The sequence below is a fragment of the Acinetobacter nectaris CIP 110549 genome (genome assembly GCF_000488215.1).
Taxonomy (GTDB): Bacteria; Pseudomonadota; Gammaproteobacteria; order Pseudomonadales; family Moraxellaceae; genus Acinetobacter; species Acinetobacter nectaris.
On record NZ_KI530735.1, the window covers coordinates 203134 to 228131 of the forward strand.

20 protein-coding genes are annotated in these 24998 nt (G+C 36.6%); 10 read left to right on the top strand and 10 right to left on the bottom strand.

Annotated elements, in window-relative coordinates:
• Positions 1-2: 2 nt before the first annotated feature.
• Entirely contained in the window at positions 3-2390 is a 2388-nt protein-coding gene (gene mrcB, locus P256_RS11305) for a penicillin-binding protein 1B (protein ID WP_040332227.1), read from the bottom strand.
• A gap of 189 nt (positions 2391-2579) precedes the next feature.
• Between mrcB and P256_RS11310 the strand changes: the two genes are divergently transcribed.
• Positions 2580-3491, top strand: coding sequence for an NAD(+) kinase (locus P256_RS11310; RefSeq protein ID WP_023273819.1), 912 nt, complete (start codon positions 2580-2582; stop codon positions 3489-3491).
• Complete coding sequence (locus P256_RS11315; protein WP_023273820.1) at positions 3488-3745, top strand: YeaC family protein; 258 nt, start codon at positions 3488-3490, stop codon at positions 3743-3745. The genes P256_RS11310 and P256_RS11315 overlap by 4 nt, the downstream gene beginning before the upstream one ends.
• On the opposite strand, the gene P256_RS11320 is transcribed toward P256_RS11315, so the two are convergent.
• Entirely contained in the window at positions 3742-4749 is a 1008-nt protein-coding gene (locus P256_RS11320; RefSeq protein WP_023273821.1) for a glycosyl transferase family protein, read from the bottom strand. The two genes, P256_RS11315 and P256_RS11320, sit on opposite strands and share 4 nt — an antisense overlap.
• Before the next feature lie 275 nt (positions 4750-5024).
• Here P256_RS11320 and pheA point away from each other — a divergent pair, with 275 nt between their 5' ends.
• The 6 genes from pheA to P256_RS11350 all read left to right on the top strand — a co-directional run bounded on the left by pheA (position 5025) and on the right by P256_RS11350 (position 12914).
• Positions 5025-6131: a prephenate dehydratase gene (gene pheA / locus P256_RS11325; RefSeq protein ID WP_023273822.1), complete on the top strand. Its 1107-nt coding sequence runs from the start codon at positions 5025-5027 to the stop codon at positions 6129-6131.
• Positions 6132-6189: 58 nt separating this feature from the next.
• The gene (locus P256_RS11330) at positions 6190-8433 is read left to right on the top strand and encodes a bifunctional prephenate dehydrogenase/3-phosphoshikimate 1-carboxyvinyltransferase (protein ID WP_023273823.1); all 2244 of its coding nucleotides are present in this window, start codon (positions 6190-6192) and stop codon (positions 8431-8433) included.
• 229 nt (positions 8434-8662) lie between these two features.
• Entirely contained in the window at positions 8663-10783 is a 2121-nt protein-coding gene (locus P256_RS11335; protein WP_023273824.1) for a TonB-dependent siderophore receptor, read from the top strand.
• 10 nt (positions 10784-10793) lie between these two features.
• Positions 10794-11084: a hypothetical protein gene (locus tag P256_RS11340; RefSeq protein ID WP_023273825.1), complete on the top strand. Its 291-nt coding sequence runs from the start codon at positions 10794-10796 to the stop codon at positions 11082-11084.
• A gap of 6 nt (positions 11085-11090) precedes the next feature.
• On the top strand, positions 11091-12626 hold the full coding sequence (locus P256_RS11345) for a PepSY-associated TM helix domain-containing protein (RefSeq protein ID WP_023273826.1): 1536 nt from the start codon (positions 11091-11093) through the stop codon (positions 12624-12626).
• A gap of 12 nt (positions 12627-12638) precedes the next feature.
• Entirely contained in the window at positions 12639-12914 is a 276-nt protein-coding gene (locus P256_RS11350) for a hypothetical protein (protein ID WP_023273827.1), read from the top strand.
• A gap of 1 nt (position 12915) precedes the next feature.
• Here the strand turns inward: P256_RS11350 and P256_RS11355 are convergent, their stop codons facing one another.
• The 3 genes from P256_RS11355 to P256_RS11365 all read right to left on the bottom strand — a co-directional run bounded on the left by P256_RS11355 (position 12916) and on the right by P256_RS11365 (position 16730).
• A complete protein-coding gene (locus P256_RS11355; protein WP_023273828.1) occupies positions 12916-15174 on the bottom strand; it encodes an excinuclease ABC subunit UvrA in 2259 nt (752 codons plus the stop codon).
• Positions 15175-15329: 155 nt separating this feature from the next.
• The gene (locus P256_RS11360) at positions 15330-15980 is read right to left on the bottom strand and encodes a YitT family protein (RefSeq protein WP_023273829.1); all 651 of its coding nucleotides are present in this window, start codon (positions 15978-15980) and stop codon (positions 15330-15332) included.
• Between the two features lie 288 nt (positions 15981-16268).
• On the bottom strand, positions 16269-16730 hold the full coding sequence (locus P256_RS11365) for an Lrp/AsnC family transcriptional regulator (protein ID WP_023273830.1): 462 nt from the start codon (positions 16728-16730) through the stop codon (positions 16269-16271).
• A 230-nt stretch (positions 16731-16960) separates the two neighbouring features.
• Here P256_RS11365 and P256_RS11370 point away from each other — a divergent pair, with 230 nt between their 5' ends.
• Positions 16961-18364 (top strand): amino acid permease, encoded by a 1404-nt coding sequence (locus tag P256_RS11370; protein ID WP_023273831.1) that lies wholly within the window; start codon positions 16961-16963, stop codon positions 18362-18364.
• Positions 18365-18404: 40 nt separating this feature from the next.
• Here P256_RS11370 and P256_RS11375 read toward each other — a convergent pair whose 3' ends face one another.
• Positions 18405-19034 (bottom strand): alpha/beta hydrolase, encoded by a 630-nt coding sequence (locus P256_RS11375; RefSeq protein ID WP_023273832.1) that lies wholly within the window; start codon positions 19032-19034, stop codon positions 18405-18407.
• A gap of 127 nt (positions 19035-19161) precedes the next feature.
• Between P256_RS11375 and yaaA the strand changes: the two genes are divergently transcribed.
• The gene (gene yaaA / locus P256_RS11380; protein WP_023273833.1) at positions 19162-19941 is read left to right on the top strand and encodes a peroxide stress protein YaaA; all 780 of its coding nucleotides are present in this window, start codon (positions 19162-19164) and stop codon (positions 19939-19941) included.
• A 16-nt stretch (positions 19942-19957) separates the two neighbouring features.
• Here the strand turns inward: yaaA and phrB are convergent, their stop codons facing one another.
• From phrB to P256_RS11400, 4 genes are all read right to left on the bottom strand, one after another.
• A complete protein-coding gene (gene phrB, locus P256_RS11385; RefSeq protein ID WP_023273834.1) occupies positions 19958-21370 on the bottom strand; it encodes a deoxyribodipyrimidine photo-lyase in 1413 nt (470 codons plus the stop codon).
• A gap of 94 nt (positions 21371-21464) precedes the next feature.
• Positions 21465-21947 carry an FKBP-type peptidyl-prolyl cis-trans isomerase gene (locus tag P256_RS11390; protein ID WP_023273835.1) on the bottom strand — a complete coding sequence of 161 codons (483 nt, stop codon included), beginning with the start codon at positions 21945-21947 and terminating at the stop codon, positions 21465-21467.
• Positions 21948-22164: 217 nt separating this feature from the next.
• Complete coding sequence (locus P256_RS11395) at positions 22165-23454, bottom strand: NAD(P)/FAD-dependent oxidoreductase (protein ID WP_023273836.1); 1290 nt, start codon at positions 23452-23454, stop codon at positions 22165-22167.
• Between the two features lie 91 nt (positions 23455-23545).
• Complete coding sequence (locus P256_RS11400) at positions 23546-24811, bottom strand: D-alanyl-D-alanine carboxypeptidase family protein (protein WP_023273837.1); 1266 nt, start codon at positions 24809-24811, stop codon at positions 23546-23548.
• Positions 24812-24998 lie beyond the last annotated feature (187 nt).

Sequence of the window (24998 nt, forward strand, 5' to 3'; positions counted from 1 at the left end):
ACTTAATTAGAGCTGCCTGAAGAAATCACCTGAGGTGGTGCACTTGGGGCAGTATTATTAGGATGGCTCTCTGTTGTTTGATTAATTAAATTTTCTAAAGGGTCATCTGAAGATGTTGCAGGTGCTGACGCATTGTTATCAGGCATAGGCTGATTTGGCATCGCACATGGTGTAGATTGCGTTGGTACATGTCCTGCTAAAAGAGGAATATACATTGCATTACTACAGCCTTGAGCTGAGAGATTACCTGTTGGAACATCAATCCATTGCCATTGTACATCGTCGGGTTGTGTCAAGTTTACAGGCTGTTGATGTAATTGTTTCATTACATTTGTCCAAACAGGAAGAGCGCCTGATGAACCTGTTAAACCAATAACTTTATTGTTATCTAACCCTAACCAAACGACAGCAACATAGTTACCTGAGTAACCTGCAAACCATGAGTCACGTGCATCGTTTGTTGTACCTGATTTACCTGCTAAGTTGAGGTTGTTTGGTAAACTACGATAAGCTGCCTGACCTGTACCTGAGTGCATGACCTGTTGTAAACCATAGTTCAGAACATAAGCAGCAGCAGGGTCAATTGTTTGTTGTACATTTAAGCTATAACGGTCAAGAACTTTACCGTTTTGGTCTACAACAGCACGAATAGATTTTGTTGGGTACTTAAATCCGCCTGTCGCAAAATTACCATAAATACTTAACACTTCCATAGGTGACATGTTTACTGCACCTAAGAAGGTTGAAGGATATGGCGGAATATCGCTCGTTACACCGAATTTTCGTAAGTTATTGGTAAATGCTGAAACACCAAATTCTTGTCCCATACGCACAGCAGCAAGGTTATAAGAGTGTTCTAATGCTTGTACCATCGGTACCATGCCATGCTCACCACCACCATAGTTTTTAGGTGTCCATGTTTTACCATTTGAACCAATACTAATGTAGGTATCTTGGATTAAACTTGCCCAATTATAACGGCCAGACTCGATTGCATTGATATAAATTGCAGGTTTAAGTAAAGAACCAACTTGACGTTTTGCATCAATTGTACGGTTAAACCCTGTAAAGTCTTGTGATGAACCAACAGCAGCAACTAACTCGCCATTGTCTGGTCGTTGAATAAGTACAGCACCTTGTAAGTCATTTAGTGCACGAGGATTGCGTTTTGTTAAGTTCTCAATACTGTCTTTAAATGCATTTTGAATATTTGTTTGCGCAACAGGGTCAAGTGTTGTGAATATGCGAAGTCCTTGATTTGTTAAATCAGAGTCTTGGTATTCGGCACGTAGTTGGCGACGAACAATATCCATAAAGTCTGGGAAGCGTGTTGGACCTAATGATGGCTTTTCGATGACGCCAAGTGGTCGAGCAATCTCTTTATCATATTGTTGTTGAGATAAGTAACCTGTTGTAAGCATATTATTGAGTACAACATCACGTCTTTCTTTTGCACGTTCAGGGTTACGCCAAGGATTGTATAAAGATGGCCCTTGAACAAGACCAACTAAGAAAGCTTGTTGCGCAATATTAAGTTCGCGTAATGGCAATCCAAAATAAAACTGAGATGCAAGACCGTAACCATTAATTGAATAGTTACCATTTTGACCTAAATGAACTTCGTTTAGATAGGCTTCTAAAATTTCAGATTTGCTGTAGTGCATTTCGAGCAAAATAGCCATAAGCGCTTCATTGATTTTACGCTTATATGTCTGCTCAGGAGATAAGAAGAAGTTTTTTACAAGCTGCTGTGTAAGGGTAGAACCCCCTTGTCTGCGTCCACCTGTAATGTTACTAAACACAGCGCGCGCCGTTCCACGAACAGAAATACCGTGATGGCTATAAAAGTCACGGTCTTCTGTAGAGATCAGTGCATCAATGAGTGGTTGTGGTACATCTTTTAGTTTAATGAGTACACGGTCTTCATTGTGCTGAGGGTAAATTCCCCCAATCAATAATGGTTCAAGGCGTGTCATACCTGTTTCGGTAGGCTTAGTTGTTTTAACATCAACAATTTCGTCTTGTGCAAATTTGAGGTCGAGAACTTGCTCAGGCTCAGTGCTATTGTCACCAAAGTCAAAACCACGTGTGTGAATTAAAACATTATTTCCTTTTAGAACAAATGAACCGGGATGTTCATAATTCTCTGCCTTATGATAACCAAGCATGTTTAACTCTTGAATAAGGTTAACTTCGCTTACAGGTGCTTGATTATAAATTTCTAAAGGACGTGCATAAACTTTTGCAGGAATATCCCAACGTTGACCCTCAAATTTTGTGCGTATAACGTTATCTAGACGAACAAGATAAAATCCAATGGCAATACAACCAACAATAATTAGGATCAAAAAGATCACTAGAAAAAAACTAAGACCACGTTGTGACTTCATAAAAAGTGATAAGCTATCCGAAACAAACCCTACAATCATGCGAATGTTTTTCACATTTTGCAATAATTATTGCTGTAACGATACAAAAAATATGCGTTAAAACAGTGTTCAACCATCTAAACCACTGCATATTTTTCATAAAGTGTGCATGATATTATAAAGTTATTCTTGTACGGAGCGCTGAATTTAGTGAAAATCTCCCATAAGTCGTTTCGCAATATAGGACTCATTGGTCGACCAGATAAGTCTGCTGTAGTGAGTACATTGTGTTTGATCCATGATCATTTACTCACACTTGGGTTACATTCTATTTTTGATGAAGAAACAGCAGCGCTTGTGCCTTATCAGGATTGCCAAGTGGTTAGTCGAAAAATGATGGGCGAGGTTGTAGACTTAGTCATTGTCGTAGGTGGAGATGGTTCATTACTTCACGCAGCACGTGCATTGGTTAAATATAATACGCCTGTTGTTGGCGTAAATCGTGGGCGACTTGGTTTTCTTACCGACATTAAACCATCTGAAGTACTTGCGAAGCTTGATCAAGTATTACAAGGTAAGTTCTTACTAGATAAGCGGTTTTTACTTGAGCTTGAAATTCGAGCACAAGATCAGGTGTTATATAAAGCAATTGCGTTAAACGACATTGTATTGCACTCGGGTAAGTCTGTGCATATGATCGATTTTGAACTTGAAATAGATGGTCACTTTGTTTATAGGCAACATAGTGATGGTTTAATTATTGCGACACCAACGGGTTCAACAGCCTATGCACTTTCTGGTGGCGGGCCAATTATGCATCCGAGTATGGAAGCAATTTCCCTTGTGCCAATGCATCCTCATACGTTGTCATCTCGTCCTATTATTGTTGGTGATCAGAGTGAAATAAAAATTACAGCAAGAGAATCTCGTTGGATGCCAATGGTCAGTGCGGATGGTCAACCAAGCGTTTCTTTAAATGATGGTGAATCATTACATATCCGTAAATACCCTTTTAAACTTAACTTACTTCATCCACCAGGTTATGACTTTTATATGGCTTGTCGTACGAAGTTAGGATGGAATCAAGATTTCGAAGCCTTACAGCAACAGGAAGATGAATGAATATAGAGCATATGTTATCTGTTTTAGACCCTGAAATTGTACAACGACTAAAAACAGCCGTAGAAATAGGGAAGTGGCCTAATGGGGTTGCACTTTCACAGGAGCAGCGTGAAACGTGTATGCAAGCTGTATTGGCTTGGGAATATACACACTTGCCAGAAGAACAAAGAACGGGATATATAGATAAAGGCAAGAAAAAAGAGGGAGATGTTTGCGATGATGATACATCTCCTCAACCTATCCGATTTACCTAAATTTGCTGTTGATGTCTATTTTCCCATAAGTGTGTTGCTGTTTGCATTGCCTCGGCAAGGCTTTCAGCTTGTTTCATGGTATAAAGTGCAATACCCATTGTTTCAATAATTGCAACTTCACCATATTCATGACGGACTTTCCCCTCCCAAACATCTTTAAATACAGAAAGGTTGAGTTCTTCTTCTATAGGGCTTCGTGCTGGTGTTAATTTAGGAAGTTCATTTTCATATAGTCGACCATCTTGAATGCCGCAGATGAGAGTTTTTGCATCAGGGTTTCTTTCAAACTCGCCACCTTCACCTTTAATAACCGCACTATTTTGATAGCCTAATTGTAAAGCTGCATGTTGATGTGAGGTTCTATATGCAGGGTGGAAGATAGATTGTAGGGTTGCTTTTGCATTAAAAGGATTAATGAGTCGAGCCAGTGTATGAATTGGAGAACGTAATCCCATAACATTGCGAAGCTGAATTAAGTCATCAAGAACAGGTGAAAGTTGTTCTAGAGGAATATAAGCAAAAGCGTGTTTATCAAGCTCTTGTTCAATCTCTACTTGGTTTTTACAAATAGGAAAACCAAAATATTCTAAAACTTCTTCTGTATATACACGGTTAAGCGTATGGCCTGAAGCACCATGCATAACGATACGATATCCATGCTTGGCTAAGGTTAATGCGGAAAGAATAAACCAAGGGTAATGCTTACGTTTTCCTGCATAAGATGGCCAGTCTAGATCGACCTCTATAGGTGAAAAGCTAAGCTTATCTTTTGTGGCCTGAACGAAGCCAGTAAGCTCATCTATGGATTCTTCTTTCACACGAAGCAACATCAGAAAAGCACCCACTTGAACGTCAAGTACTTCTTTTTCTAAAATAAGACTGAATGCATGATAGGCTTCCTCTTGAGTAAGTGAGCGTGATCCTGTTTTTCCTTTACCAATAATACGGATATATTGAGCAAATGGATGTTCTAAGTCTTTATATAAATTACGCTTTGTATTCATAAACAAAAAATCTTTAATATCTACTTTTAATATATCAGGTTCAGTTTAATAAAGTCATTACTGTTATTTATACCCTATGTCGTGTAGTTGCTTACATATAAAAGGATGCATTGCTTAATGGTTTATAAACCTTCATAAAATGAAACTCTTTAAATGATTAGTGTGTTATATCAGGTTTAAGAGCATTTTTTTAGCAAATGCAAATAGCACTTATGATTTGAATGTGGTTATACTTGTAGAAATGCTTATTTATTATATGTGTGGGATGACTTGAAATGAGCCATGACGGTAAAAACAAACCTTCTTTGAATTTAGAGCAAATTCGTTCAGATATTGATGGCGTTGATCAGCAAATTCATCATCTGATTAATCGCCGTGCTAAGTTAGCAGAAGCTGTTGCTCATGCTAAGTTTGCAGAAGAAGAAAATCCTTTGTTTTATCGTCCTGAACGTGAAGCCCAAGTATTACGTAAAGTCATGGAACGTAATGAAGGCCCATTGTCTGATGCAACTGTTGCGCGTTTATTTCGTGAAATTATGTCGGCTTGTTTAGCTCTAGAAGCGCCACAAAGCATTGCATTTTTAGGCCCTGAAGGAACATTTACGCAAGCGGCTGCATTAAAACATTTTGGTCAAGATGCAGTGGTACGTCCAGTCGCAACGATAGATGAAATCTTTCGTGAAGTTGAAGCAGGCATTGCACACTATGGTGTTGTACCTGTAGAGAACTCATCTGAAGGTGTCGTAAATCATACATTAGACTGCTTTAAATCATCACATTTGAATGTCATTGGTGAGGTTGAGTTAAGAATTCATCATCAATTTCTTGTTTCAGAACACACGCGTAAAGACAGCATTAAACAAATTTATGCACACCAACAAGCATTGGCACAATGCCGTCAGTGGTTAGAAGCAAATTATCCCGGTGTTGAATGTGTTGCATTAAGTTCTAATGCTGAAGCAGCGCGCCGTATTCGTAGTGAATGGCACTCTGCTGCCATTGCTTCAGATGTAGCAGCAAGTACATATGGGTTAGAAATTTTACATAACAATATTGAAGACAACCCTGAAAATACAACACGCTTCTTGGTAATTGGTCGTGAAAAAATTCCACAGAGTGGGAATGACAAGACATCTTTGTTAATTTCAGCACATAATCGTTCAGGTGCCTTACTTCAAATTTTAGAACCTTTTTCAAAGCACAACATTAGTTTAACAAGTATAGAAACCCGACCTGACTTACATGAAAAATGGACATATGTTTTCTTTGTTGATTTAGAAGGGCATATAGACCAAGAAAATGTTAAAGCCGCGATTGAAGATATTCGCCCATTTGTAAAAGAGTTACGTATTTTGGGTTCATACCCACTTGCTGTAATTTAGAGCTTAGTTTTGTGAATAGGATATTGATCGTGTTTTTAAAAGAAACAGGTGTGCTGATATGACATCTGTATTATTTGATAAAGTTGCTTTTATTGGGTTAGGACTGATTGGTTCGAGCTTGGCACGTGTAATTCGTGCCAAAAAATTGGCAAGACAAATCGTTGCTTCGACGAGATCTGTAAAGACATTGCAAGATGCTGAAGCATTGGGTCTGATTGATGCGGGATATACGGATGCAATAGACGCGGTAAAGGCTGCTGATCTCGTTGTACTGGCTTTACCTGTTCGTGCAACTGAGCATGTTTTAAAAATGATTCAGCCATATTTAAGTCCAAATACGATTTTGACTGATGTGGGCAGTACGAAAGCCAATGTTGTCGAGGCTGCAAAAGCAGTATTTGGTGAATTACCTGAAGGTTTTGTGCCGGGACATCCTATCGCAGGCGGTGAAAACACGGGTGTGCATGCAGGTAAGGTAGATTTATTTGCACAGCATAAGGTTATTTTGACTCCTTTAGAAACTAGTGCTCCATGGGCTGTAGAAAAGCTTACACAGCTTTGGCAAGCAGCCGATGCTGAAGTCATTTGTATGGATGTTCAAAAGCATGATGAAGTCTTAGCACATACGAGTCATTTGCCACATTTAATGGCATTTAACTTGGTAGAACAGTTAGCAACGCGTGAAGATAATTTAGATATATTTCGTTATGCTGCGGGTGGGTTTCGAGACTTTTCAAGAATAGCAGCCTCTGACCCACAAATGTGGCACGATATTTTCTTTTCAAATAAAAAAGCAATTTTAAATGCAGTGGATGGGTTTGAGACTCAATTAAAAGCAATCCGTCATCTGATTGAAGAAGATGATTCTCAGGCTTTAATGGGATTATTAGAGCATGCCCAAGCTGCAAGACAACATTTTAATCATATGCTCGCTAAAAAAACTGTAATGGAGAAAGAATTAGTGACTCAGAAATTTACAATTTTGCCGAAAGAACATCAGTTTAAGGGCACTTTCTCTATACCGGGAGATAAATCGGTTTCGCATCGTTCAATTATGTTTGGTGCAATTGCTGAAGGTACAACCCACGTTACAGGGTTTTTAGAAGGTGAAGATGCTTTAGCAACGTTACAGTCTTTTAAGGACATGGGCGTAAAAATCGAAGGCCCTGAAAATGGTAATGTAACCATCCATGGTGTAGGAATGTCAGGGCTGAAAGTTCCCGAAAAAGCATTATACATGGGTAACTCAGGGACAAGTATGCGTCTGCTTTCGGGCATGCTTGCTGCTCAACAGTTTGATACTGTCATGACAGGTGATGCTTCTTTATCTAAACGTCCAATGGAGCGTATTGCTAAACCATTACGTTTGATGGGTGCACAGATTCAGACCACAGGTGAAAAAGGTACGCCTCCTGTAAGCATTACAGGTAAACAGGTGTTAAAAGGTATTCAGTATGAATTACCTATGGCATCTGCCCAAGTGAAATCAGGTATTTTACTTGCAGGCTTATGGGCAGAAGGTGAAACATCAGTGACTGAGCCTGAGCCAACACGTGATCACACAGAGCGTATGTTGCGTGCATTTGGTTATGAAGTAAAAACAGAAGGCAATAAGATTAGTTTAGTGGGTGGAGGTAAGTTAGTCGGAACAAATATCCAAGTTCCTTCTGATATTTCATCTGCTGCATTCTTTATGGTGGGTGCTGCAATCTGTAAGGACTCTGATGTTACGCTTGAGGCAGTTGGTATTAATCCAACGCGAACTGGTGTAATTGAAATTCTGAAACAAATGGGTGGAGATATTACAGTTCAAAATGAACGTATTGCAGGTGGAGAGCCTATTGCGGATATTCGTATTCGTGGTACACAGACATTGAAAGGAATACATATTCCTGAAGATCAAGTTCCATTGGCAATTGATGAGTTCCCCGCATTATTTGTTGCAGCTTCTTGTGCAGAAGGACGAACTGTACTTACAGGTGCTGCAGAGCTACGTGTGAAAGAGTCAGATCGTATTCAAGTGATGGCAGATGGTTTGCAAGCCATGGGTATTGAGTGTGAACCGACAGCTGATGGTATTGTAATTGAAGGAAAAGGGAAAGCTGGTCACTGGGATGCTATTTTTACAGGTGCGGATATTCAATCTCATCATGACCATCGTATTGCAATGAGCTTTAGTATTGCAGGATTGCGTGCAAGTGAAGCAATTACGATTCATGGTACGGAGACTGTAGCAACGAGTTTTCCTACGTTTACACAGTTAACAAATGAAGCAGGATTTAGTATTCAGACAATCGACTAAGTTTAGCTTATGCATAAAAAAGAGTCAGTTAAATACTGGCTCTTTTTTTATACACACACTAATTTGTGACTTATGAATCATATTTTTATATAAAAGAGATATATTTAAATAAATAGAGAAATTATTTTTATTTAATAGCATACAAAATTTTAAAAAATCCATAATTTAACTAAAAATGGTAGATATAATGATAATTATTTACATTTGTTATGTTTTGGGTAATCTTTAAATGCAATTTATGAGAAAGCAACTATGTGTTGCAATAGTAGGAATTCTTTATCTTCCATTGACGCATGCAAATGATGAGTCATCGACGAGTATGCTTTTGCCAACGCTTTCTATTAAAGCCAATACAAAATCAGGGCAGGAAGGTTCTGAAAAGACAAAATCTTATATTGTGGAAAATAGTAGCAGTGCAACACATTTAAATTTATCTGTAAAAGAAACACCGCAGACCATTAATGTAGTGACAAGACAGCAATTAGATGACTTTAGCTTAAATACGACAAGAGATATTTTAAATAATACACCGGGTGTTACAGTTACAGGACTTGAAACGAATAGAACAACTTATACCGTTCATGGATTTGATATTTCAAATATTTTATATGATGGTATGGGGATTCCACAGGTCGATAGCTATAACTACAATACTTGGGATCCTGATAGTTATTTATTTGACCGTGTTGAAATCATTAAAGGTGCAGATGCATTAACCAATGGGTTAGGCGATCCGGGTGCGACAATTAATTATGTTAGAAAAAAACCAACGAAAGACTTTCAGGCATCGGGTGGAGTAAGTTATGGTTCGTGGGATACGCAGCGTTACGAAGCTGATGTTTCAGGCTCACTGACACAGGATGGTCGTGTACGTGCACGGTTAGTTGGCTATGAAAAAGCGGGTAACTCCTATTTAGATAAATACTCAGAAGAAAAAAATGGTGTACAACTTATCGTTGATGCTGATCTTACAGATTCAACAACTGCATCGGTGGGATACTCAAAGACCAACCAATTAACAAATGGTTCACAGTGGGGTGCCTTACCACTTACAAACTCAGCAGGTCAACAATTAAGCTACTCACGTAGTTATAACTATGCACCTTCATGGGCATATTATGATTGGTCGATTAATAACTATTTTGCAAGTTTAGAACAAAAACTTGCGGGTGATTGGGTTGCTAAATTCAATTACGATGAACGTATTTCTAAAATTCAAGATCAGATGTTGTATTTGAGTGGTAATCCGAGTGCAACTGACAATACGTCAGGGATCTATCTGTATCCTGATATTTATAACCAAAAATACAGAGATCGTACATTTAATTTAAATACGAGCGGCACATATAACTTATTTGGTCGTAAGCATGAAGCAAATATTGGTTATTCATGGTCTCAGAATGTCACACAGAACAGCAATGCTTATGGGAGCAGTTTAGGTGTATATACAACTGATTTAGCAAGTTGGTCACCAGAATCTCAGACATGGGGTGCAAATACACCTAATCCAACCACAGCTTTAATTTTACGTTCTTTATATGGTGCAACACGTTTTCATTTAACTGATGATTTAAAAGTTTTATTGGGTGTCAATTATGCTGAGATTAACTCAAGAGGGAATTATATAAAAAATAAAACACTTCCTTATGCAGGTATTACCTATAACTTTACGCCAACTTATACGGGATACATCAGCTATAGCTCTATTTTTAGACCACAAACGGTAATTGACTCTTCTACAGGAAAAACAGCAGTACCTGTGGAAGGTAAAAGCTATGAAATGGGAGTGAAAAGTGCATGGTTAGATAATAGGCTGACAGGTTATTTATCTGTTTTTAGAACCGAGCAAAACAATTTTGCCCTTTCACCAACATTCAGTGTTTCAGATAATTTATATCATTCACCACTTGGTACAGTACGTTCTCAAGGAGTAGATATAGGAATTGCTGGGAAGGTAACAGATGCACTCGATGTGTCGGCAGGGTATACAAAATTTAGTTTGAAGAATCTAGAGAATGGAATTAATCCACGCCAATATAATCCGACACAAACATTTAATATTTTAACGACCTATACCATTCCACAGTATCCAAAACTGAAAGTTGGTGGAAGTATCAAGTGGCAAAGTGCAATTCATGATCCTGCATCTGCTTCACATGCAGGGTTAATTACACAAGATGCATATGCACTTATTGGTTTAATGACAAGTTACCAAGTCAATAAAAACTTAAAACTTCAATTGAATGTAAATAATATTACCAATGAAAAGTATTTAACTGGCTTGAAAGATGGCCAAGGTTTTTATGGTGAGCCAACAAACTATAACTTATCAGTTAATTTTAATTTTTAAGAAGTAGTCCATGAATATGCAAGAACATGCAGTGAAATATAGGCTAAGTATCACATGTCGTATATTTATTGCATGTATCTTGGGTTATATCTCTACTCGGTACTTTACGTTAGTAAGTACCATTGCTTTGACTCATTTTATACCACCTGCTGAAGCAATATTTTTAGCAGCGATGTTAGGGATTTTATTTTTCATTATTTTTTTTCTTAGTATTTTTATTATTCAATCAGTGAAAAAGACCGTCTTATATGGTGTTGTTATGATATTCATATTTTATGGACTTGCTCAAATTATTGTGTGATGCAGTATGTATAAATCAGTACGTCAATCAATGGCTTGGTTGCACTCTTGGGTTGGATTACTTCTAGGGTGGTTACTTTTTACGATTTTTCTTTTAGGTACGCTGTCGTATTACAAAGATAATATAAATTTATGGATGCAACCTGAGTTGAACCAAACACACTTTACTCAAGAGCAAGCCATACACAGTGCTTTAGAATATGCAGCCAAGCATGGTAAGGAAAGTCAGTCATGGTATATCCAAGTTGCATCTGAAGATCATCCTGTAAATCAGATATTTATCCAAACAAAATCAGAAGGATTTATATTTAAAACACTCAATCCAAATACAGGGCAAGAATCGCATCTATCGCCGACGCAAGGTGGAGATTTTCTTTATAATTTTCATTTTCAACTTTTTGGTTTTCCCATTCTCGTTGGGAGACTGATTGTTTGTTTTGCTGCATTTATCATGTTAATTGCACTTATTTCAGGAGTGATTACACACAAAAAAATATTTACTGACTTTTTTACGTTACGTACATTTAAATCCCAGCGTTCTTGGTTAGATTTTCATAATGTAGTGTCAGTGATTGCTCTGCCATTTTTCTTAATGATTACTTTTACAGGGCTTGCCATATTTTTCTATCTATACTTGCCTTTAGGAATTGAAAAGTATTATGGGAATAAAAGTTTAGATTTCTTTAATGAGTTAAATGCATCATCTCAGGTAAAAGATAAACAAGGCTTACCTCAATCATCAAATATGATTGATGTAAAAGAAATCCAAGATAAAATATCAAAGAATTGGCCGAATAATCCTATTATCGGTAGTATTGAAGTAAAAGACCCTTTTACGACGGTAAGCCAAATTGTTGTCAAACAAAAGGAAGATAAAAGCATTACTTTAACACCACCACAAATGGTTTTATCTGGTGTGACAGGAGAGGTTATTTCAAAATCTGTCGATAAAAGCGCTGTGAAAAAAGTATATGGCGCGATCTACGGTCTACATATGGCACCTTTTGCACAACCTTTGTTACGTATTGCATTATTTATTTCAGGGATATTAGGTTGTTTGATGATTGCATCGGGGCTATTGCTATGGACTTTGAAAAGACAATTAAAAAATAAAAGTAATATATTCCATTTTGGGCATTACCTTGTAAATCGATTAAATGTGAGTTTTATAGTGGGTTTACCTGTTTCTATTTTGGCATATTTTTATAGCAATCGTATATATACGCTATCTCATATGACTTCACCAAATTTAGAAATTTCAACATTTTTTTATGTATGGTTAGTTGTCTTAATCACAGCATTTTCTCTTTCTGAAAAATATTTGTGGCAAGTCTATCTCATTATTTTTATTTTACTTTCTCTAATTTTTCCAATTGTAAATATTTCACGTCTTCTCTCATTGAACTATATAGCGCATCTATCTGATTACTTGGAATATATTGGAGTAGATAGCGTTATTTTCATAATGGGACTTTTTGCTCTATTTGTTTTAATGAAAATTAAATTGATTAAGCATCAAGTATTCAAAAAATATGCAAAGTAGGGAAAAGTTTATATGAGTCTATGTATTGTGTTTCTCGGAATGTATATTGGCTTCTTTTTTCTATTTTTATTAAACCAGAAAAAGAAGAAAGTACAATTTAAGTTGGTATATCAATACCCAAGACTATTTAAAATGCTGTCATGGATTTTATTTCTTTTCAGCTTTTATTTACTCACATTAAAGTATGGGCTTTCTATTGGTTTTATCAGTTGGTGGGTGTTTGCAACGCCCACCATATTTTTACTCATTGTATTAAATAACCCAATGCAAGCAAAATTAAATAAATAATTTATGAGTTTTGGAGATATTGGGTAAGGTATTGACCTGTTAAAGATTTTTCTACTTTGAGTAAGTCTTTTACATATCCTGAAAAGATAAGTTGCCCACCATCACGACCTGCAAATGGCCCAATATCTATAATCCAGTCTGCTTGTGTCATAATATCTAGATTATGCTCAATCGTAATAACGGTGTTACCTTGGTCTACCATATAACTTAAAAGTTCAATCAGTTTAAATGTATCTGAAGGATGAAGCCCTGTACTTGGCTCATCAAGGACAATGATATGACCATTTTGTTTTAATTCTTTGGTAAGTTTTAATCTTTGTCTTTCACCACCAGACAGTGTATTTAAACGTTGTCCAAGTGATAAATAATCTAGACCTAGCTCAATGAGTAGATATAATTTTTCTTGAATTTTTGCTTCATCAAAAAAGTGAGCTGCTTCCTTAACGGTCAGTTTCATAATCTCTGTAATATCTTTATTTTTATACTTATATTGTAAAACTTCAGGCTTATAACCTGTACCATTACATACTTCGCAAATAATTTCGATATCATCTAAAAAAGCCAGTTCAATTTTTTCTATACCTAAACCTTTACAGTGAGGGCAAGCCCCTTCGCTGTTATAGCTAAAAAGCTTAATACTCACATCATTTGCCTGTGCAAATTGGTTTCTAATGTAATCTGATAGGTCAAGATAGGTGAGTAGGTTTGAACGGACACTTGCCATAATGGCGGATTGATTAATAAATTTTGCTTCAGGATATTGCTCTAATAATACTTTGCCAATGAGTGTGCTTTTACCAGAGCCTGCAACACCTGTAACAACAGTTAATACATTTTTAGGAATATCAACGGAAATATCTTTAAGGTTAAATGCATTGGCATGATGAATAGAAATAACATCTTTAGACGGTCTAGGATGTGTTTTTATAAATTTCTTTTCTGCAAAGAACTGACCTGTAAGTGTATTAGCATTTTTGAGTGCTTTAAAGTCACCTTCATAAACGATTTCTCCGCCATATATCCCTGATTGGGGGCCTACGTCAATGACATGGTCAGCAATTTTAATCAGATCGGGGTCATGTTCGACCAATAAAATACTATTTCCTTTATCTCTAAGCTGTTTGATGATTTGAATAATATTTTCTAAATCATGAGGGTGTAGCCCAACACTTGGCTCATCAAAAATATACATCAAATCGACTAAACTATTTCCCAAATGCTTTACCATTTTGATGCGTTGACTTTCACCACCTGACAAGGTCGTTGTTACTCTATCTAGACTCAGATAGCTTAGTCCCACAAGCATGAGATAGTGAAGCTTTTGTTTAATTTCATTGAGTAAAACTTCGTACTTAGGTGCATCAATATTATCTATAAATTGAATGAGTTCTTTGACAGGTAGAGCAGAGCATTCAGCGATATTTTTATGATTAATCTTACACTCTAAAGAATGCAATTTAATTCGCTGACCATGACATAATGAACAAACTTTGGTTTCAATAATTTTATCGAGTCGGGCTTTATATCTGTTTTTTTCTTGTGCTTGCCCTTTCATAAAGTTACGTTCAAAACGAGTTACTAGACCTTCATAAAGAGCAGTCTTTTTCCATTCCTTGGTTGGGTGCTTGGGTTTGTGCTGTGGTGCATATAACAGTAAATCCCACTCTTCTTGTGTATAGTCTTTCAGTTTCTTATTTAAATCGAAATATCCTGAGTGAGCATATCTTTGCCAGCGCCAAGCTTCAGGTTGATAGGTTGGAAATAAAATTGCATTTTCATTTAAGGATTTTTCTTGGTCTAAAATTTTATAGATATCTAATGTGTTTTCAAAACCGGTTCCGTCACATTGAGGACACATACCATCTGGATGGTTAAACGAAAATACTTGTGAGTAGCCAACAAAAGGTTCTCCTAATCGGGAGAAAAGTAGCCTTAAGCTTGCATATATGTCTGTGGCAGTTCCGACTGTAGATCGAATACTGCCTGATAAGGGTTTCTGATCAATAATGAGAGGTACATTGAGGTTTTCAATTTTATCGACATCGGCATGACCCATATGCTTTAAACGATTACGCGTGAAACTATCTTGTGTTTCATTAATTTGCCGTTGTGCTTCAGCGCCAATGGTTTCAAAAACCAATGAGGATTTTCCCGAGCCAGATACACCTGTAAAGACCACAATTTGGTGTTTAGGAATATCTAATGAAATATTTTTTAAGTTGTTCTGGCGAGCACCAAAAATATGAATAGCTTTTTTCATAGTTATATAGGTCAGCAAGTTTATTATGAATAGATTAGTGACTGCATGATATTTATATAAGCATATTCAATGGTTCAGGTTTGTTAATTTATGCAAAATAATGAAAGAGAGGTATTGAACCTTACATTTTTGAATATAAGGCTCAAGGGAGTTTTTTATGCAATATAACGAGATGGTTTATGGTTCATTGCAATAATGAAGTTTAAAATAACTGCACCAAGAATAGATACACCCAATACATGCCAACCGACGAAGAAAGCAGATGCAGCTAAAATTGAAATGTCGATGCCCATTTGTACTTTACCTGCGGCAATTTTATATTGGCTTTGTATAAAAAGAGCCAATAAGTTGATGCCACCTAAACTTGAGCGATGACGAAAGAGCATAAGAAAGCTCACACCCATAAGAATATTTGCAACAATGGTTGAGTAGAAAGGATTAAGATCTTTTATATGAAAGAATTGAGGGGTCACTTCTGAAAATAATGATAATAGACCAACTGCAATAAAGGTTTTAATTACCAATGCAATGCCCATCTTTTTATAAGCAAAATAATAAAAAGGAATATTGATTAAGAAGAAAATTGTTCCGAACTTTAAGCCTGTAATATAATGAATAAGTAAAGCTAAACCTGCTGTACCGCCAGTCATAATACCTGAAAACTGAAGTAAGTTAAGGGCAAATGAAAGTACAAATGTACCCATAAGCATGGCAAGTACATCTTCAAACTTTGTATGTTCATCTATGGGTGATAATGGTGCAACCTGAGGTTGAACATTTTCATTTTGTTTGGCTTCTGTACTCATAATAGGCGCTCTCTAAATAATAGGTGAAACACGGGTTTACATAATTTATGCAAAACTAATGCCATTTAGGGATAGTCGCCCATTTTATATTAAAAACTGAATAATTATCCTAATAAATTAAAATACTTGGAGTTTTTAAAAAATACGAATAAAAATAATAATTTAGTTAAAAAGTAATGTGTTTTATTGGTGCATTTATGCTCTTTATGCACCTAATTGGTGCAAATATATAATAGTCTCTAGGTGCTAGAGGTAGCTTGTTAAAATATTGATTTTTTATAAATATGATTAATAAGTGATTGAATTTTCTTTAAGTTTTTCTAGAACAATTGATGTATTAAGGTTACAGACACAAAACTCATTTGATGAAAGGCGTGAAATTAGCTGACTCATTTCATTGAAGTCTTTTACTGCAACTTTAAAGAGAAAGTCATAGTGTCCTGTAAGTTTATAGATATCTTTAATACTCGATGTTATTTGAACAAAATTTATAAAATTCTCATAATTTTCATGATTATAGTTGGTAATTTTTAATTCAATAATGCCCGTGATTGGAGTGGGGTCTGCGATAGGGGATATTTGTGCATAGTAACCAGCAATAATATTTTTCTGTTCTAAAAGTATTCGTCTACGTGAACATTGAGATGTAGATAACCCTACCATTTCAGCAAGTTCTTGATTTGTAAGACGACCATTTTGTTGTAAATGATGAATAATTTTACAGTCATATTGATCAAGTTGTGCACTCATTGGTCATCTACTTGCAAAGTTATAAAGTTTGCATTCTAGAAGATTTAAAAACGAATAAGCAAATTTTTTGGAAAATGAATATGAAGGTAGGTATGTTTCTGTTTGTAAATTAATCAAATAATGCTTTTAAATCCTATTTTTTAGCCAATTTAAGAAATAAATGATCATTTTTTGTCTATTTTGGCATGAATATTGTATTTAATTAAAGTGATTAAATATGTGGGCTGAACATGATGCAAGATCAAGAACATCATTTAAAGAAAAGATTATCCAGTAGACATATCCAACTTATTGCACTAGGTGGTGCAATTGGTACAGGGCTTTTTCTAGGTATTGGACAAACGATTCAATTGGCAGGGCCGTCAGTTATTCTAGGTTACGGAATTGCAGGATTAATCGCCTTTTTGATTATGCGTCAATTGGGTGAAATGATTGTTGAAAATCCAGTAAGCGGTTCATTTAGCCAATTTGCTTTTGATTATTGGGGAAAGTTGCCAAGTTTCATTTCAGGTTGGAATTATTGGATTCTCTATATTCTTGTGGGAATGGCTGAGCTGAGTGCGATAGGTGTCTTTATCAATTTTTGGTGGCCAGATTTTCCTAAGTGGGCTTCAGCACTCATATTTTTTACACTGATTAATGCCATTAACTTTGTGAGTGTAAAATTCTTTGGTGAGATGGAGTTTATCTTCTCCTGTATTAAGATTATTGCGATCTTGGGCATGATCTGTTTTGGTATTTATCTGTTAGTCAGCGGTGCAGGCGGCGAACATGCGACAGTAACAAACTTATGGGCACTTGGCGGCTTCTTCCCAAATGGTTTACATGGCTTAGTGATGTCGATGGCAGTCATTATGTTTGCATTTGGTGGTTTGGAGCTTTTAGGTATATCTGCAGCAGAAACAGCATCGCCTGAAAAAACACTACCGAAAGCTGTTAATCAGATTGTTTATCGTGTACTTATTTTTTATGTAGGCTCAATTACTGTTTTACTTAGCTTATACCCTTGGAACAAAGTTGCTGAAGGTGGTAGTCCGTTTGTCATGATTTTCCACTCACTCAATAGTGACTTGACGGCGGGTATTCTAAACTTTGTGGTGCTAACAGCTGCTGTATCTGTTTATAACAGTTGTGTATATAGCAATAGTCGTATGCTATTTGGTTTAGCAAAACAAGGAAATGCACCTAAAGTATTAGGAAAAGTGAATGGTCGAGGCATTCCTGTACAGGCACTTACATTTTCGTCACTGTGTACAGTAGGGTGCGTAGCAATTAACTACTTTGTACCAGATAAAGCGTTCTCTTTATTAATGTTATTGGCTGTTGTTGCGATTATTATTAACTGGGTAATGATTTCTCTAATTCATTTGAAGTTTCGTAAAGCAAAAGCTGCACAAAACTATAAATGTAAGTTCCAAAGTTTTGGTTATCCGTTTACGAACTATTTAACCATTGCTTTTATGGTTGGTATTTTAGTCATTATGCTATTTTCTGAAGGGATGCGCGTTGCAGTATTTATGCTACCTGTATGGTTAATCTTTTTAACTGTTGCCTATATGGTGAAAGAAAAAAAGAGCGTAACACAGCATAAAGCGCAAAATGAATCGTGTAGCAATGCTGTGAGCAATGACTAAGAATATAAAAGACCAATCATATGATTGGTCTTTATTTTATCTAAAGCTGAATATAACGTTGCATCGCAGTGCGTATTTGCTTGAGGTAGCCTGTAAAAAAATGATTTGCACCAGGGAAAATGGTAATCGCATGTTTTTGTGGCTTTGCCCAAGCAATAGCATCAGAAAGTAAAGTTACATCATCTGCTTCACCATGAATGAGTAAGATATCACCGCTAATCTCAGGTGTTTTATAATGTCTTAAGCCTTGAACAGTTGCTGTTGGTAGCCCACACAATATGAGCTGTTCAGGGCGCAATTGTACATCTAATGTATGATACGCTTTTGCCATAACATGCGAACCAAAACTGAAGCCCCCTGCAAAAAACCTCAGGTCAGGGTTTTGTTGGCGAGCATATTCAATGACGAATAAAATATCTTCCGTTTCACTAAATCCTTCATCGTGAGTACCTTCACTTTGTCCTGAACCTCTAAAGCTTGGGCGGTAGACGACACAGCCACGTTCTTTTAAAATTTGTGCCATAAGTGCAGGGACTTTATGGTGGGGCGTACCGCCTTGTAAAGGGTGGGGATGACATACAACGGCAAATCCTTTTGCAGTACCTTCTGGATAGTCTACAAATACTTCGATTTTACCTACTGGGCCATCTAAAAAGATTGTATCTGTCATAAACTTTGTATGTGTGTTTGAAAAGAAAGGCTTATGATACCGATAATTGTCATTAAAAACACAAATTGGCTTTCAAAATAACGTACTGTTATAGTTATATCAGAGAAAATAATGATTAGGATGTACAATGCTAGCGCTTGTTTCCCCAGCAAAAACACTAGATTATGAAACACCTTTGCCAACAGATCAATTTACACAATCAAGATTGCTTGATCAGTCTGAAAAATTGATTGATGTTTGTCGTCAGCTTTCGGCATCACAAGTTGCGAGTTTAATGAGTGTCAGTGAAAAAATAGCTCAGTTGAATGTAGAGCGTTTTCGAGATTGGCAAAAAGATTTTGACTTTTCTAATGCTCGCCAAGCGATTTTTGCATTTAAAGGTGATGTTTACACAGGCCTAGATGCATATAGTTTATCGGATGCTGACCTTTCTTATGCACAAACTCATTTTAGAATGCTTTCAGGGTTGTATGGTCTATTACGCCCGTTTGATTTAATGATGCCTTATCGTTTAGAGATGGGTACACGATTATCCAATGAACGTGGTACTAACTTGTATCAGTTTTGGGAAGATCGCATTACACAAGTTATTAATCAAGATTTAGAAAGTGCAAATGCTAAACTTTTATTGAATGTCGCTTCAGATGAGTATTTTAAAGCGGTAAAAACTGAAAAAGTGCAGGCAGATATTATTAAACCTGTGTTTCTTGATCAAAAGAATGGGCAATATAAAGTGATTAGCTTTTATGCAAAAAAAGCACGTGGTCTGATGGCACGCTTTATGTTGGAAAATAAGATTGATCAAGTTGAAGGATTGAAAGCATTTGCTGTAGATAGATATTATTTTGATGCAGCCAATTCAAGCTCAAAAGAACTTGTATTCAAAAGAGATGAAATGAGTAGCTAAGAGCTACTCGCAATTTTTAAATATTCTTAAATGCCGATAAAGCACGCTCACGACTTGCCTTTAAATCTACCATAGGTTGAGGGTAGCCAGATACTTGTGCCTTTGCGTGTATCTGTTTGTCGTCTAGGTGTCGAAGCTCAGGTATCCATGTTCGAATATATTCACCTGTAGGGTCAAAGCGTTGTGACTGTGTGACTGGGTTAAAAATTCTGAAATAAGGAACAGCATCTGTTCCTGTAGAAGCTGACCATTGCCACCCTCCATTATTGGCAGCAAGATCGCCATCGAGCAGATTTTGCATAAACCACTTTTCGCCGACTCGCCAGTCGATCAGTAAGTTTTTACTCAGAAACATTGCACAAATCATCCGTACACGATTATGCATCCATCCCGTTTGTTTTAGTTGACGCATACCCGCATCGACGATAGGAATACCTGTTTCACCATGCTGCCACTTTGCTAGGTCATCAGAGTTATTCCGCCATTGAATCTTTTGTGTTTCTTTTTTAAAAGGCAGATGTTTAGAGATATGTGGAAAATCAACCATAATATGTTGATAGAACTCACGCCATAAAAGCTCATCAACCCATACCTGTTGTCCTTTACTTTTTATTGAAAAGATATAGTCATTGTCTTTGAGAACTTCTTCTAAACATTGGCGTACAGAAATAGCACCAATGTTGAGATAGGGAGATAACTGACTTGTACCATCTATACTAGGTATATCTCTTTTTTCATCATAATGGCTTATTTTATATTTTATAAAGTCATGTAGTTTTTTCTGTGCGATTTTTTCACTAATTTCTAGTTGGAATGCAAGATGGTTTTTATCATGTTTAAACTCAGAAATAAGGTCTGTAATAGATTCATTTTCAATATTGCCGAGATCTACTTTTATTTGAGTTTTAGGTAAGGGATAGCATCTAGGTATAGAGATACTGAGTCGTTCATAGCAGGTTTTTTTAAAAGCTGTAAATACTTTATAGGGTTCGCCTGATTTATTGCGAATACTTTGTGTTGGGAAAAGTGTCCGATCTTCAAATAGATGAATGCTTTTTTCTAATTTTGCCAAAGCCGTTGTGACGTGAGTATCTCGTTGTTGTTCGTTAAATGGTAGTTCGGTATTTGCATAGACTGCATCAATATCTAGTTCTTGGCAGAGTGAAGCGATATATGTAGGAATATTTTCCCACCATGGAATAGTTTTTATAATTAAGGGAATATTTAGCTGTTTTAATTCCGTTTGGATGTTTTGAAGTTGGCGTAAATAGAAGTAAATTTTGCTTGGTGCATCATCATGGCTTTGCCACTGCTGTGGAGAAATAATGGCGAGGGCAAGGCATTCTCGGTTGTTTTGAGTCGCATGCCATAAGCCTGCATTGTCATTTACACGTAGGTCTTGGCGGAACCAAAATAAGTTTCTAGTCATTTTTTATTTTATTTGAAAGTTAGTATTTATATTTTAGATGGATATAAATAAAAAAAGCAAAGCTTACGCTTTGCTTTTTTTAGAAGAAACCAACTTAGTGTTGGTGACCGCCTGCACCGTGTACATGGCCGTGCTCAATTTCTTCAGCAGTTGCTTCACGTACTTCTGCAACTTCAACATCAAATGTTAAGTCTTGACCAGCAAGTGGGAAGTTTGCATCTACAAGAACTGTATCGCCTTCAACACCTTTTACAGTAACGATTTGTACACCGTCATCTGTTTGTGCTTGGAACTGCATACCTGGCTCAATTTTCTCAACGCCTTGGAACATTTGAGCAGGAACTTGTTGTACTAAATCTGGGTTGTATTCGCCATAACCTTCAGAAGCAGGAACAGTGATTTTGAATTTATCACCAGCAACTTTACCTTCTAAAGCTTTTTCTAGACCAGGAATAATGTTACCTGCGCCGTGCAAATATGTAAGTGGCTCACCTTGAGATTTATCAAGTGTTTCACCCTCAGCATTTGTTAGTGTGTAGTGGAATGAAACCACGTTGTTATTTGCAATAGCAGTCATATTGTCTATCCAATTTGTGTTTTAAGTAAATACCTCAACATAAAAAAAGCAACTTTACAAGTTTGACTATATTTTATTCATTGAGAAGTATTGCTCATTTACTTTAATAGTATGAGGGTCATATATAAAAAATCAATGAAACTATGATTTAAAAGTGTACAACCTATGTTTTTTAAATAAATATTAACCACATAGGTTGTAAAATTTTACTTAAAAATTAGTATAGTTTGATTTTTGGCCCTACACGACGTGTTACAAAATCTTTTGTCATCATTAAACCAGCTTGACCATAACCATGAACATTTGCCTGATGAATACGATACAAAGAAGCATACATAGAGCGTGCGAGTGCACCATGCACTTTCACTTGTCCTAAAATTTGTCCGATGGCTTTGTGACGACTGAGAGAAACCAAAGAGCCTTTATCTGTAAAGCTAAACATTGGAAGTTGTGCACCACGTAAGCGTGCAGCCAGTGCTTGGGTGAGGAAAGTTGCTTGTTGGCTAGCAACTTGTGCTCGAGGACCTAAAGGCGGTTCTTTTGCATCGGGCTGACAGTGTGCACAATCGCCAAATGCAAAAATGTTTGGATCAGTCATTGTCTGAAGTGTTGCATACACTTTAAGACGATTAATTCGATCTTTCTCAAAGTTTTTGAACTGTTCTAAAACTTCAGGGGCTTTCACACCTGCTGCCCATACTTTCATGGTTGCAGGAATGGTTTTACCATCTGCAAAAATAATAGAGTCAGTAGTGACTTCACTTACTTTGTGGTTGGTGAGTACTTCAATTCCCATTTTCTCTAATGTTTTTTGCGTTTGTGCTGAAATGGCTTCAGACAATGCAGGCAAGATACGTTGAGTGGCTTCAATGAGTGTTATTTTCACCAATTTAGGATCAATTTTATTTAACCCATACTGATGGAAATTTTCTTTTGCATCGATAAGTTCTGCGGCAAGTTCAACGCCTGTTGCACCAGCACCAATAATTGCAATATTAAGTGCAGACATCGTTTGGCTATTTTGTGCATTTAAATAGAGATGAAATAAGTCTTGCTGAAAGACTTCTGCTTGCTCTCTGTTATCTAAGAAATAGCAGTTATCACGAACACCTTTTGTATTAAAGTCATTACAGCGAGAGCCAATAGCCATCACTAATGTATCGTATTCGATGTCTGTATAGCCATCTTGACAATATTTTTCAGAAAGTTGAGGTGTGCTAACTTGAATCTTTTTTTGTTCACGGTCGATTGTTTCAAATTGACCTAGAATGAATTGATAATTATGTTTTTTTGCATGAGCAAAATAGTTGGTTTCTTCAGCATGAGGATTAAGCGTACCCGCCGCAATTTCATGGAGAAGAGGCTTCCAAATATGAGATAAAGATCGGTCAATTAAGGTGATCTTTGCTTTTTGGTGTTTACCAAGAGTATCTCCGAGTTGTGTTGCTAACTCTAAGCCCCCAGCTCCTCCACCAACGATAACAATACGGTGTAGCGCCTTACTCATAACTTACGTTTGCCTTTATGCTTGAATGATAAAAGATGACATCTCATGTTTATTAATATGTCATCTTTTAATAAATGTAAACGATTACCGTTTATTTAATTGGATAAACGATAGCTTCCGTAGCATTATCAGAGAAAAACGGCAAAATGTGCTTTAACCAATGAATAAAACGTTCAAATAAATTCGCACGTTCTAGTTCAACTTTTGCTGACAATGGAAAATCTTCAATTAATTGATTATTTTGGAAAACTTTAACATTTGCAAGGTTCATTTCCTGATTTAATGGCGCAGTGAGTTGTTTTTGATCAAGTTGTATAGATAAGTGTGTTTTTGTGTCCTGTAATGGTGCAATAACTTGACCATCTATACTAATTAAGCCACTGGTATTACTAAAGTTTTTCATACTTATTGGGCTGTTTGAGTCATATAATGATGTCGTGATGATCCTTGCACTGTCTGCCTTTAATGTAAATGTATTCTGTTTTCCTTCAACTACAGGAAGTTGAGCAATGGGTTGGTTTGCCTGAATTGCTACTTCATCACGTGTGTAGTTAAACGCCATATTCATGAGCTCATAAGCAACTTGTGCGCGTTTGTAAGCACTTTTTGTCCCCATAACAACGACAATAAGACGACGTTCGGGAAGTTGTGTACTCACTGTTGGTCTTTTTGCAGTAAGCGCAAGGTTATAACCTGCGGCAGCCGTATAGCCTGTTTTTAAACCGTCAACTGTAGGATCTTGTTTAAGTAAAATATTGGTTGCATGGTGGGTATGCCCATTCCACGAATAACTTGTCTGTTTAGAGTAATATAAATATTGTGGGTATTGTTGTATGAGTGTGTTTGCAAGCTTCGCTAAATCTGCGGCAGAGGCATAATGACCATCCATCGTGATACCAGCAGGGTTAGTAAAGTGAGTATCTGTCATGCCAAGTGCTTTCGCTTCACTATTCATCATTTCCACAAAATGAGGAATATCTCCACCTAACTGCTGTGCAAGTGTTACCGCAGCATCATTGGCAGACATGACAATAAGTCCACTTAAAAGTTGGTCTACGGTAATTTGTTGTCCTTGACGCAAGAACATTTGAGATTCATCAGGTTGAACAATATGAACGACATTTGATGCAGTAATAACATCTGTTGTTTTAAGCTTGCCTTCTTGAATTGCTTTAAGTGTAAGGTAAGCAACCATCATTTTTGTTAAAGATGCAGGAGCACGTTGTGCATGGCTGTTATATTCAGCCAAAGTTTGTTTAGATTGTGGATCATAGATAATCCATGAAGCGGCCTCGACAGAGTCTGGGTTAATTGTTAGAACACTGGCATGTGTAATTGTTGTGCATAATAATGCCATGAAACTTGTGAGGAGCAGGGTAAAACGTTTCAAAAGAGCCGCCTTAAGGATGAGCTAGAGGTGGAAAAATACTATATAAAACTTAAAAAGAATTAAAATTTAGGTATGTATATAGAATCCGTACGAAGTATGCGATCTTAGAATAAAAAAGTGCTAAGCTAAACCCTTGCTAAGCGAGATTAGGATT

Coding starts and splice junctions, on each gene's coding strand:
- P256_RS11370 (WP_023273831.1), top strand. CDS start 16,961: ATGATGCAAGATCAAGAACATCATTTAAAGAAAAGATTATCCAGTAGA.
- P256_RS11365 (WP_023273830.1), bottom strand. CDS start 16,730: ATGAGTGCACAACTTGATCAATATGACTGTAAAATTATTCATCATTTA.
- P256_RS11390 (WP_023273835.1), bottom strand. CDS start 21,947: ATGACTGCTATTGCAAATAACAACGTGGTTTCATTCCACTACACACTA.
- yaaA (WP_023273833.1), top strand. CDS start 19,162: ATGCTAGCGCTTGTTTCCCCAGCAAAAACACTAGATTATGAAACACCT.
- phrB (WP_023273834.1), bottom strand. CDS start 21,370: ATGACTAGAAACTTATTTTGGTTCCGCCAAGACCTACGTGTAAATGAC.
- pheA (WP_023273822.1), top strand. CDS start 5,025: ATGAGCCATGACGGTAAAAACAAACCTTCTTTGAATTTAGAGCAAATT.
- P256_RS11350 (WP_023273827.1), top strand. CDS start 12,639: ATGAGTCTATGTATTGTGTTTCTCGGAATGTATATTGGCTTCTTTTTT.
- P256_RS11315 (WP_023273820.1), top strand. CDS start 3,488: ATGAATATAGAGCATATGTTATCTGTTTTAGACCCTGAAATTGTACAA.
- P256_RS11320 (WP_023273821.1), bottom strand. CDS start 4,749: ATGAATACAAAGCGTAATTTATATAAAGACTTAGAACATCCATTTGCT.
- P256_RS11355 (WP_023273828.1), bottom strand. CDS start 15,174: ATGAAAAAAGCTATTCATATTTTTGGTGCTCGCCAGAACAACTTAAAA.
- P256_RS11395 (WP_023273836.1), bottom strand. CDS start 23,454: ATGAGTAAGGCGCTACACCGTATTGTTATCGTTGGTGGAGGAGCTGGG.
- P256_RS11375 (WP_023273832.1), bottom strand. CDS start 19,034: ATGACAGATACAATCTTTTTAGATGGCCCAGTAGGTAAAATCGAAGTA.
- P256_RS11340 (WP_023273825.1), top strand. CDS start 10,794: ATGAATATGCAAGAACATGCAGTGAAATATAGGCTAAGTATCACATGT.
- mrcB (WP_040332227.1), bottom strand. CDS start 2,390: ATGAAGTCACAACGTGGTCTTAGTTTTTTTCTAGTGATCTTTTTGATC.
- P256_RS11345 (WP_023273826.1), top strand. CDS start 11,091: ATGTATAAATCAGTACGTCAATCAATGGCTTGGTTGCACTCTTGGGTT.
- P256_RS11360 (WP_023273829.1), bottom strand. CDS start 15,980: ATGAGTACAGAAGCCAAACAAAATGAAAATGTTCAACCTCAGGTTGCA.
- P256_RS11330 (WP_023273823.1), top strand. CDS start 6,190: ATGACATCTGTATTATTTGATAAAGTTGCTTTTATTGGGTTAGGACTG.
- P256_RS11400 (WP_023273837.1), bottom strand. CDS start 24,811: ATGGCATTATTATGCACAACAATTACACATGCCAGTGTTCTAACAATT.
- P256_RS11335 (WP_023273824.1), top strand. CDS start 8,663: ATGCAATTTATGAGAAAGCAACTATGTGTTGCAATAGTAGGAATTCTT.